The sequence below is a fragment of the Glutamicibacter sp. BSL13 genome, assembly GCF_052928425.1.
This window is the reverse complement of the sequence record NZ_JAVGCZ010000101.1, coordinates 1-9,384: the sequence shown is the minus strand read 5'-3', so window position 1 is coordinate 9,384 and position 9,384 is coordinate 1. Positions and strand designations below refer to the sequence as shown.

The 9,384-nt window shown below is 67.3% G+C and carries 10 protein-coding genes; 5 read left to right on the top strand and 5 right to left on the bottom strand.

Annotated features, from left to right (window positions below; all coding sequences use genetic code 11):
- The 3 genes from RCJ92_RS13490 to pdhA all read right to left on the bottom strand — a co-directional run.
- A partial coding sequence (locus tag RCJ92_RS13490; protein ID WP_446754813.1) for a biotin/lipoyl-containing protein occupies positions 1–503 on the bottom strand: 503 nt, incomplete at its 3' end.
- The gene (locus RCJ92_RS13485; RefSeq protein ID WP_054821905.1) at positions 500–1,504 is read right to left on the bottom strand and encodes an alpha-ketoacid dehydrogenase subunit beta; all 1,005 of its coding nucleotides are present in this window, start codon (positions 1,502–1,504) and stop codon (positions 500–502) included. The genes RCJ92_RS13485 and RCJ92_RS13490, both read right to left, overlap by 4 nt.
- The gene (gene pdhA / locus RCJ92_RS13480) at positions 1,501–2,622 is read right to left on the bottom strand and encodes a pyruvate dehydrogenase (acetyl-transferring) E1 component subunit alpha (RefSeq protein ID WP_138173382.1); all 1,122 of its coding nucleotides are present in this window, start codon (positions 2,620–2,622) and stop codon (positions 1,501–1,503) included. The genes RCJ92_RS13485 and pdhA overlap by 4 nt, the downstream gene beginning before the upstream one ends.
- Positions 2,623–2,773: 151 nt before the next feature.
- Between pdhA and RCJ92_RS13475 the strand changes: the two genes are divergently transcribed.
- Positions 2,774–3,298, top strand: coding sequence for an Lrp/AsnC family transcriptional regulator (locus RCJ92_RS13475; RefSeq protein WP_446754812.1), 525 nt, complete (start codon positions 2,774–2,776; stop codon positions 3,296–3,298).
- Positions 3,299–3,491: 193 nt separating this feature from the next.
- Here RCJ92_RS13475 and RCJ92_RS13470 read toward each other — a convergent pair whose 3' ends face one another.
- On the bottom strand, positions 3,492–5,114 hold the full coding sequence (locus RCJ92_RS13470; RefSeq protein WP_138173386.1) for a solute symporter family protein: 1,623 nt from the start codon (positions 5,112–5,114) through the stop codon (positions 3,492–3,494).
- Positions 5,115–5,459: a DUF485 domain-containing protein gene (locus RCJ92_RS13465; protein WP_054821422.1), complete on the bottom strand. Its 345-nt coding sequence runs from the start codon at positions 5,457–5,459 to the stop codon at positions 5,115–5,117.
- Between the two features lie 198 nt (positions 5,460–5,657).
- Here RCJ92_RS13465 and RCJ92_RS13460 point away from each other — a divergent pair, with 198 nt between their 5' ends.
- The 4 genes from RCJ92_RS13460 to RCJ92_RS13445 all read left to right on the top strand — a co-directional run.
- A complete protein-coding gene (locus tag RCJ92_RS13460) occupies positions 5,658–6,839 on the top strand; it encodes a sensor histidine kinase (RefSeq protein WP_138925840.1) in 1,182 nt (393 codons plus the stop codon).
- 76 nt (positions 6,840–6,915) lie between these two features.
- Positions 6,916–7,632 (top strand): LytR/AlgR family response regulator transcription factor, encoded by a 717-nt coding sequence (locus RCJ92_RS13455; protein ID WP_138173390.1) that lies wholly within the window; start codon positions 6,916–6,918, stop codon positions 7,630–7,632.
- Positions 7,629–8,003 (top strand): hypothetical protein, encoded by a 375-nt coding sequence (locus RCJ92_RS13450; protein ID WP_138173392.1) that lies wholly within the window; start codon positions 7,629–7,631, stop codon positions 8,001–8,003. The genes RCJ92_RS13455 and RCJ92_RS13450 overlap by 4 nt, the downstream gene beginning before the upstream one ends.
- On the top strand, positions 8,000–9,384 hold a 1,385-nt coding region (locus tag RCJ92_RS13445; protein ID WP_446754811.1), incomplete at its 3' end, for a sodium/solute symporter. The genes RCJ92_RS13450 and RCJ92_RS13445, both read left to right, overlap by 4 nt.

Here is a 9,384-nt window from a genome sequence, read left to right as displayed (position 1 = left end):
CTGCGCGGCACCGTGGACCGCGCGTCCAGGTCCAGGACTTCACCCGGGCTCTCTGCCGGCGTATTCGGGGCCGCGGCGGCCGGCGTCTCCGGTTCGGGTGCGCTCCGCCCCGGCGCCTGGGTGGTTCCCGGCCCGCGCCGGGCCTTGCGGGCCGGACGCTTGCCGGTGGAGGGTTCGGCACCGTAGCCGACCAGGGTGGGGGTGCGCTTCGCGGTCCCGGAGCCGTCCGCGCCGGAAGGAGCCTGGCCAGCGCCCCCGGCCCCGTCGCCGAAGGTCACCAGCGGACTGCCCACCGGGACCACTTCCCCGGCCTCGGCGTGGATCTGCTCCACCACTCCCGAGTACGGGGAGGGCAGCTCAACCACGGCCTTGGCGGTTTCCACCTCGGCGATCACCTGGTTCAGCTCCACCTGCTCGCCGACCTGGATCTTCCAGTTCAGCACCTCGGATTCGGTCAGTCCTTCGCCCAGGTCGGGCAGCTTGAAAATCTGTGTGGTGTTCATAGGGCACTCACCTGGTGGGCGGATTCGTTGCGGCGCATGACGGTGTCCACGCCGGTCAGGATGCGATCCAGATCCGGCAGGTGGTGTTTCTCCAATCGTGAGGGCGGGTAGGGGATGTCGAAGCCGGTGACCCGCACCGGGGCGTGCTCCAGGTAGTCAAAGCAGCGTTCGGTGATCTGGGTGGCGATTTCCGCCCCCATTCCGGCGGTCGGGCCGGCCTCGTGCACGATCACGACCTTGCCGGTGTGCTTCACCGACTGAACCACGGTGTCCATGTCCAGCGGGTCCACGCTGCGCAGGTCAATGACCTCCAGGCTGATTCCCTCATCCTCGGCGGCCTGCGCCGCCTCGGTGATGGTGTACACCGTTGGCCCGTAGCCGATCACCGTCGCGTCCTGTCCGGGGCGAACGATCTTTGCCTTCAACGGACCGGGCTCGGCCGCCTCCCACTCGATCTGGGCGCTTTCGTGGTAGCGGCGCTTGGGTTCAAAAAAGATCACCGGGTCATCACTGGCGATCGCGTGGCGCAGCATCGAGTACGCGTCCTGCACGCTGGAGGGGGCATAGACCCGCAGCCCGGCGGTGTGCGCGAAGTAGGCTTCCGGGGATTCGGAGTGGTGCTCCGGTGAACCGATGCCCCCGCCGTACGGGATGCGCACGGTAACCGGCATCTTCACCCGGCCCCGGGAACGGTAGTGCATCTTGGCCAACTGGGAAACCAGCTGGTCAAAAGCCGGGTAGGTGAACCCGTCGAACTGGATCTCCACCACTGGGCGGTACCCGCGGTAGGCCAGCCCGATCGCGGCACCCACAATCCCGGATTCGGCCAACGGGGTGTCGATCACCCGCTCGGCCCCGAACTCGTCCTTCAGCCCGGCGGTCACCCGGAACACCCCGCCCAGGGTGCCGATGTCCTCGCCCAGCAGCACCACCTTGTCGTCCTGGCTCATCGCATCGCGCAGTGAGCTGTTCAGCGCCTGGATCATTGAGCTGCGGCTCATCGGCCCTCCCCCGTCTCGAAGCCTTCAAGGTATTGCAGGTAGTCATGCTCCGCCTTGGCCAGCGGGGCGTGCTCTTCCGCGTACACGTGCGCGAACAGCGCGGCCGGGTGCGGGTCGGGCATCGAGGTGATCGCCGCGCGCAGCTGCGCGGCCAGCTCGTCCGCGGCCTGCTCCCCGCGGGCCACGTACCCGGCCACGTCGGCGCCGAGCACCTCCAGGTGCCGGGTCAGCCGGTCGATCGGATCCTTCTGGCGCCATTCGGCCAGGTCCTGCTCGGTGCGGTAGCGGGTGGGGTCATCGGCGGTGGTGTGCGGTCCCATCCGGTAGGTGACCGCCTCGATGAAGGCCGGGCCGCGTCCGGAGCGCACGTGCTCCAGCGCCGCGCGGGTCACCGCCAGCACCGCCAGCACGTCGTTGCCGTCCACCCGCCAGGCGGCCAGGCCGAACCCGGCGGCGCGGTCGGCCAACTGGGTGCGGGTCTGTAGGCCCACTGGTTCGGAGATGGCCCAGTGGTTGTTCTGGCAGAAGAACAGCGCCGGGGCCTGGTAGCTGGCGGAGAAGACCAGCGCCTCGTTCACATCGCCCTGGCTGGTGGCCCCGTCCCCGAAGTAGCCCAGGGCCACCTGGTTGCCGCCGTCGAACTTGATGCCCATCGCGTAGCCGGCGGCGTGCAGCGCCTGCGCGCCGATCACGATCTGCTGGCAGGCGATGTTCACCTCGTTCGGATCCCAGCCGCTGGGGGTCACCCCGCGCCAGACGCTGAGCAGGTCCTCGGCCTTCACCCCGCGCGCCCAGGCCACCCCGTGCTCGCGGTAGGAGGGAAAAATGAAGTCGTCGTCGTTGGTGGCGCGCACCGAACCGATCTGCGCGGCCTCCTGGCCCAGCAGCGGGGCCCACAGCCCCAGTTCTCCCTGGCGCTGCAGGGCGGTGGCCTCGACGTCCATGCGGCGCAGCACCATCATGTCGCGCAGCAGTTCGCCCAGCTTCTTCTCGTCGACATCCGCCAGGTACTGATCCAGGTCGGCATCGGGTTCTCGTTCACCGTTGACCTTGAGCAGCTGGTGCGTGGGTAGGCTCCCAGCCACAAGATCCATGCGTTGTGTGGACACGATCGGCATCCTTAATCTCGCGTGGTCACTAGGGAAGTGCAGGGGGCATCTTCCCGCTTACTGTGATGCTACTCACAAGATGCAGGATGCACAATGGGTCACCGGCAGTTAGCGCACAATGCACTATATTTGGGATCCGAACGGTGCTAACCTGCACCTTATGCAAGCCCTTGATTCAACCGACCGCCGGATTCTGCTGGCCCTGTCCTCCGTTGCCCGGCGCAGCGCCTCGGCGATCGCCGCCGCCCTGGGGATGGGACGCAATACGGTGCAGAGCCGGCTCAGCCGGCTGGAGGGCGAGGTGTTGGATCCGATGGACCGGCGCATCCCGCCGGCGGCACTGGGCTTCGGCCTGCTCTCCTTCGTGGAACTGCACGTGCAGCAGCGCCACCTGGGCACCATCACCGAACAGCTGCGCCAAATCCCGGAGGTCATCGAGGCCCATGGGCTGACCGGGTCGGCGGACATCCTGGTGCGGGTGGCCGCGGCAAATGCCGAGGAGCTGTTCCGGGTGCACGGCCGGCTGCTGAACATTGAAGGGGTGCAGCGCGCGGACTCGGCCCTGTCGATGGCCGAGCTGGTGCCCTACCGCACCACGAAGCTGATCGAGATGTCCCTGGGAGAACACCGCAGCGACGCCGAAACGGCCGGGGACGGGCAGGGCCGTTGCGGGAAACCGGCCTGAGCACCATCACGGTGCACCCCCTTCCCCGCAGCGGCCCTGGAATCTTCCCGCTGCGCTCCAGCTTGTCCCCACTTCAAATATTTTCGGGCCTTAGAGCAACGCAAAAATCCTCCGGAAGGAACCGCTAACTGGTTCTTCCGGAGGATTTCTGGTGTTTTTTGGACCGCGCCCCACGGGACGCAGCCGGTGTTCGCTAGTGGTCCACGGCCTTTTCGGCGCCAACCCCGGTGAGCGAACGGACTTCCATTTCGGCGGCCTTGACCGCGTCCTCGGTGCCCTTATCGGTAATCGAGCCGATCCAGCCCAGCAGGAACGCCAGCGGGATGGAGATGATGCCCGGGTTGGACAGCGGGAAGATCGCCATGTCGATGCTCGGGATCATCGAGGTCTCCGAACCGGAGAACACCGGGGAGATGATGATCAGGCCCAGGGCCGAGAACAGGCCACCGTACATGGACCACAGGGCCCCGCGGGTCTTGAAGCCCTTCCAGAACAGCGAGTACAGGATGGTCGGCAGGTTGGCGCTGGCCGCGACCGCGAAGGCCAGGGCCACCAGGAAGGCCACGTTCTGCCCCTGGGCACCGATGCCACCGGCGATGGACAGCACGCCGATCACCAACACGGTGCGGCGGGCCACCTTCATCTCCTTCTGCGGGGTGCTCTTGCCCTTGGCCAGCACCGAGGAGTAGATGTCGTGGGCGAAGGATGCCGCCGCGGTGATGGTCAGCCCGGCCACCACGGCCAGGATGGTTGCGAACGCGACCGCGGAGATCAGACCCAGCAGCAGGGTGCCGCCCAGTTCGTAGGCCAGCAGCGGGGCCGCGGAGTTCACGCCGCCCGGGGCCGCGAGGATCTTGTCCGGTCCGATCAGCGCACCGGCGCCGTAGCCCAGCACCAGGGTGAACAGGTAGAAGGCACCGATCAGCCAGATCGCCCAGACCACCGACTTGCGGGCTTCCTTCGCGGTGGGAACCGTGTAGAAGCGCATCAGCACGTGCGGCAGGCCGGCGGTGCCCAGCACCAGGGCCAGGCCCAGGGAGATGAAGTCCAGCTTGCTGGTCTCGCTGACCCCGTACTTCAGGCCCGGGTTCAGGATCTCGGGGTTGTTCGCCACCTCGGCGGCGGTGCCCAGCAGCTCGGAGAAGTTGAAGCCGAACAGCGCCAGGGTCCAGATGGTCATCACGAAGGTACCGGCAATCAGCAGGCAGGCCTTGATGATCTGCACCCAGGTGGTGCCCTTCATGCCGCCGACCAGTACGTAAAGGATCATCAGCGCGCCGACGACCACGATCACCAGGGACTGGCCCAGCTTCTCATCGATGCCCAGCAGCAGGGAGACCAGCGCACCGGCGCCGGCCATCTGCGCCAGCAGGTAGAACACGCACACCGCCAGGGTGGAGACCGCCGCGGCGATGCGCACCGGGCGCTGCTTCAGGCGGAAGGAGAGCACGTCGGCCATGGTGAACTTGCCGGTGTTGCGCAGCAGTTCGGCGACCAGCAGCAAAGCCACCAGCCAGGCGACCAGGAACCCGATGGAGTACAGGAACCCGTCGTAGCCGTTGATCGCGATTGCCCCGACAATGCCCAGGAACGAGGCGGCGGAGAGGTAGTCACCGGCGATGGCGGTGCCGTTCTGGGTTCCGGTGAAGGACCGGCCGCCGGCGTAGTAGTCGGCCGCGGTCTTGTTGTTCTTGCTCGCCTTGAGCACGATCACCAGGGTTACCCCGACGAAGCCGGCGAAGATCGCAATATTCACCCACGGGTTGCCCACCGTGGTCTCGCTGGCCGCCTGGGCCAGGATCATCGATGCGGACATCTACTTGACACCCTTCTTTTCCAGGCGTTCGCGGATCTTGGTCGCCTTGGGGTCCAGCTTGCTGTTGGAGAACCGCACGTAGGCGGCGGTGATGGCGAAGGTGGAAACGAACTGCAGCAACCCGAGCACGATGCCCATGTTGATGTTGCCGAGCACCTTGATGGACATGAAGTCGTGGAAGTAGTCCGCCAGGATGACATAGGCGAAGTACCACACGAGGAAAAAGATGGCCATGGGGAACACGAAGCTGCGATGTGTCTTGCGCAGCTCGCCGAACTCTTCAGAGTTCTGTTCCGCGACGAAGTCGACCTCGGTGGCGACGTCATGTTGCGGGTTGGAGCTCATTGCTCTCCTCCTTGGATTCTTTACGCGGTGTGATCACTGCCACACGCACGATGTGACTGACTTCACTATGCGTGATCCCCCGCGCGCCCGGTAGTAGCCGGCGCCCCATGCATGGCCAGCGGTCAAGATCATGCGCCCAACGGCACACCCGGGCGCGACGAACGGTCGGCCGGGCGGCGCAGTGATTAGGATTGAGGCATGTCAACAGCCTTGGAGATCACCCTGATCGTCACCGTGGCGTCCATCGGGATCGCCATCGTGGGGTTCCTCGGCTTCCGGATTTCGCGTTCCACCCGGGAGATGGGCACCGACGCCGAGCAGGCGACCTTCCAGGCGCTGCACCACATGTCCGTCGCCGTCCCGCACCTGGCCGAGGGGCTGAACGAGGTCAGTGCCGCCAAGGCGGCCCGGGCGCTGCGCAAGCTGCTGGGCTGCCAGGGCCTGGTGATCTCCGATACCGCCACCGAGCTGGGCGTTGAAACCAGCCAGGCCCTGCCCGAGCCGGTGCTCGCCGAATTGCGCGGCACCGTCAAGGACGCGATCGCCACCTCCAAGACCCAGGTGAACAAGCTGCCGGGCACCACCCTGGTCAGTGCCCCGCTGCTGCGTTCGGGCACCCCAGTCGGTGCGGTCAGCGCCGTGCACGCGCACGCCGGTGCCGGGTTTGTGCGCGCCGTCTCCGAGGTCGCCACCTTCGTTTCGGCCCAGCTGTCCCTGGCCGAGCTGGACGCGTCCAAGGCGATGCTGCTCGAGGCCCAGGTCCGGGCGCTGCGCGCCCAGATCTCCCCGCACTTCATCTACAACTCGCTGAACGCGATCGCCTCGTTCATCAACACCGATCCGGCCCGCGCCCGGGAACTGGTGATCGAGTTCGCGGACTTCACCCGCTACTCCTTCCGCCGCCGCGGGGACTTCACCACCCTGGCCGAGGAGTTGGAGGCGATCGACCGCTACCTGCTGCTGGAAAAGGCCCGGTTCGGGGAGCGCATCCGGGTCTCCCTGCAGATCGCCCCCGAGGTGCTGCCCACCCAGATCCCGTTCCTCTCGCTGCAGCCGCTGGTGGAAAACGCGGTGCGCCACGGCCTGGAGGCCAAACCCGACGGCGGGCTGATCTCCATCACCGCCACCGACGAGGGACAGTACGCGATGATCCAGGTCGAGGACGACGGGGCCGGGATGGACCCGCAGAAGCTCTCCAGCGTGCTGGCCGGGACCACCACCAACCTGCACGTGGGGCTGCGCAACGTGGACGTGCGGCTGCGCCAGATCTACGGGTCGGGCCACGGACTGGTGATCGACACCGCCCCCGGGGCCGGCACCCTGATCACCTTGCGCATCCCCAAGTTCGTGCCGCTGCCCGACGCGGAGATCGGCGCGTAGCCACGGCGGTAGGCTCGGCCCCCAACCGGCCCCTGGCCCAACGGGGTGCGCGGCGGCGACTGGGTAGACTGGAACAATGATCAATGTCGTAGTAGCCGACGATGAGCTGCCGGCAGTCGAGGAACTGGCCTACCTGCTCAGCCAGGACTCCCGGGTCGGGCAGATCTTCCGGGCCACCTCCGGGGCGGCGGCGCTGAAGGCGCTGGAGGAAGAAGACGTCGATGCCCTGTTCCTGGACATCCACATGCCCGCGTTATCCGGGCTGGACATCGCCCGGGTCATTTCCCGCTTCACCAATCCCCCGCACATCGTCTTCGTCACCGCCGACGAGGACCAGGCGCTGGAGGCCTTCGAACTGGCCGCGGTGGACTACGTGCTCAAGCCCATCCGCCCGCAGCGGCTGGCCGAGTCGGTGCGGCGCATCTGTGAGCTGGTCGAGGACACCCAAACCAAACCGGAAATGGTCACCGTGGACCAAGGTGGGGTCACCAAGCTGATCGAACGCGACTCCATTGCCTACGTGCAGGCGGCCGGGGACTACGCACGGCTGCACACGCCCAACGCCAGCTACCTGATCCGGGTGCCGCTCAACGACCTGGAAACCCAGTGGGGCCCGGCCGGCTACGTGCGCATCCACCGCTCCTACCTGGTGAACATGGAACACGTGCAGACCGTCAAGCTCGCCACCGGCAAGGCCTCGGTCCTGGTCAACGGCGTGGAACTGCCCATCTCCCGCCGGGCGCTGCCCTACCTGCGCGAGAAGCTCTCGGCCAACCGGGTGCGGCCACTGTGAGCCAGGATCCCGATGCGCACTTCGCCGCCCAGCGCCCGGCCCGGGTCCGGGTCCAGGCCCCGGCGGATGCCGCCGTGGACCTGCAGGTTCCCTCCGCCGAGCACAGCGCCGAGAACTTCTATGTGCGCCAGCTGATCCGTTCCCAGCTGCGCCTGGCGGTCTCGGTGGCCAGCGGGATCATCGTCCTGCTGGTGGGCATCACGGTGCTGCTCTCCTACTGGCCGCAGATTTCCCAGATCACCCTGGCGCGCATCCCGCTGCCCTGGTGGATCCTGGGGCTGGGGGTGTACCCGCTGATCCTGATCGCCGGGGTACTGTACAACATCTCCGCGGTGCGCAACGAGAAACGCTACCGGAGCATCGCCCGATGATGGCGGTGCTCAGCCTGCTCACCCTGCTGGTGGTGTGCCTGGCCACCATGCTGGTGGCGGTGCACGGGCTGCGCCTGTCCCGCACCACCTCCGACTTCTATGTCGCCAGCCGCACCGTGCGCCCCTGGTGGAACGCCTCGGCGATCGGCGGCGAATACCTTTCGGCCGCCTCCTTCCTGGGGGTGGCCGGGCTGATCGTGGTCTCCGGGCAGTCCGGGCTGTGGTTCCCGATCGGCTACACGGCCGGCTATCTGATGCTGCTGCTCTTTGTGGCCGCGCCGCTGCGCCGCTCCCAGGCGTACACGCTGCCGGACTTCGCGCAGATCCGCTTCGCCTCCCTGCCGCTGCGCAAGCTGACCACCTACCTGGTGGTGCTGATCTGCCTGCTGTACATCGTCCCGCAGATGCACGGGGCCGCGCTGACCCTTTCGATTGCCACCGGGCTGCCGGGCTGGGTGGGGCCGCTGATCGTGGCGGCGGTGGTGTGCCTGACCGTGGTCTCCGGCGGGATGCGCTCGGTGACGTTCGTGCAGGCCTTCCAGTACTGGCTGAAGCTGGCCGCGCTGGTGATCCCCACCGTGCTGTTGCTGGTGCGCATCATCCCGGGCAACGACCCGGGGATGCGGGTGCAGCAGCTGAGCGAACGCATGGGTGATGGCGGCAGCCTGGGGCTCTACGAAACCATTTCCATCATCATTGCCCTGCTCTTTGGCACCCTGGGCCTGCCGCACGTGCTGGTGCGCTTCTACACGAACCCCACCGGCCAGGCGGCCCGCTCCACCACGGTCATCGTGCTGGGGCTGCTGTCGGTCTTCTACATCTGGCCGGTGGCCCTGGGAGTGCTGGGACGGCTCTACACCCCCGAGCACCACGCCCCGGGCAACGCCGATGCCACGGTGCTGCTGCTGCCGCAGTGGATCTTTGACGGCTGGGCCGCGGACGTGCTGACCGCGGTGGTGGTCGGCGGCGCCTTCGCCGCGTTCCTGTCCACCACCTCCGGCCTGGTCGTCTCCCTGGCCGGGGCGGTGTCCCAGGAGTTCTTTGCCGGCACGGTGCGCGGGTTCAGGATCTCCACGGTCATCGCCACCGTGACGCCGCTGCTGGTGGCGGCGTTGACCAGTTCCCTGGCGCTGGCCGGGGCGATCGGCAACGTGTTCGCCTTCACCGCCTCAACCATCTGCCCGCTGCTGCTGCTGGGCATCTGGTGGCGGCAGCTGACCAGTATTGGCGCGATGGCCGGGATGCTTACCGGCGCGGTGAGCTGCGCTCTCGCACTGCTGGTCAGCGGGCTGCTGGCCGAATCAGAGACCGTGCTGGCGGCGCTGCTGCGCCAGCCGGCCGCGTGGAGCGTGCCGCTGGCGTTCGTGGTCACGGTCCTGGT

Excerpts from the sequence above, each read along its gene's own strand:
- RCJ92_RS13460 (WP_138925840.1), top strand. The coding sequence starts at position 5,658 with ATGTCAACAGCCTTGGAGATCACCCTGATCGTCACCGTGGCGTCCATC.
- RCJ92_RS13465 (WP_054821422.1), bottom strand. The coding sequence starts at position 5,459 with ATGAGCTCCAACCCGCAACATGACGTCGCCACCGAGGTCGACTTCGTC.
- RCJ92_RS13470 (WP_138173386.1), bottom strand. The coding sequence starts at position 5,114 with ATGTCCGCATCGATGATCCTGGCCCAGGCGGCCAGCGAGACCACGGTG.
- RCJ92_RS13455 (WP_138173390.1), top strand. The coding sequence starts at position 6,916 with ATGATCAATGTCGTAGTAGCCGACGATGAGCTGCCGGCAGTCGAGGAA.
- RCJ92_RS13485 (WP_054821905.1), bottom strand. The coding sequence starts at position 1,504 with ATGAGCCGCAGCTCAATGATCCAGGCGCTGAACAGCTCACTGCGCGAT.
- pdhA (WP_138173382.1), bottom strand. The coding sequence starts at position 2,622 with ATGCCGATCGTGTCCACACAACGCATGGATCTTGTGGCTGGGAGCCTA.
- RCJ92_RS13475 (WP_446754812.1), top strand. The coding sequence starts at position 2,774 with ATGCAAGCCCTTGATTCAACCGACCGCCGGATTCTGCTGGCCCTGTCC.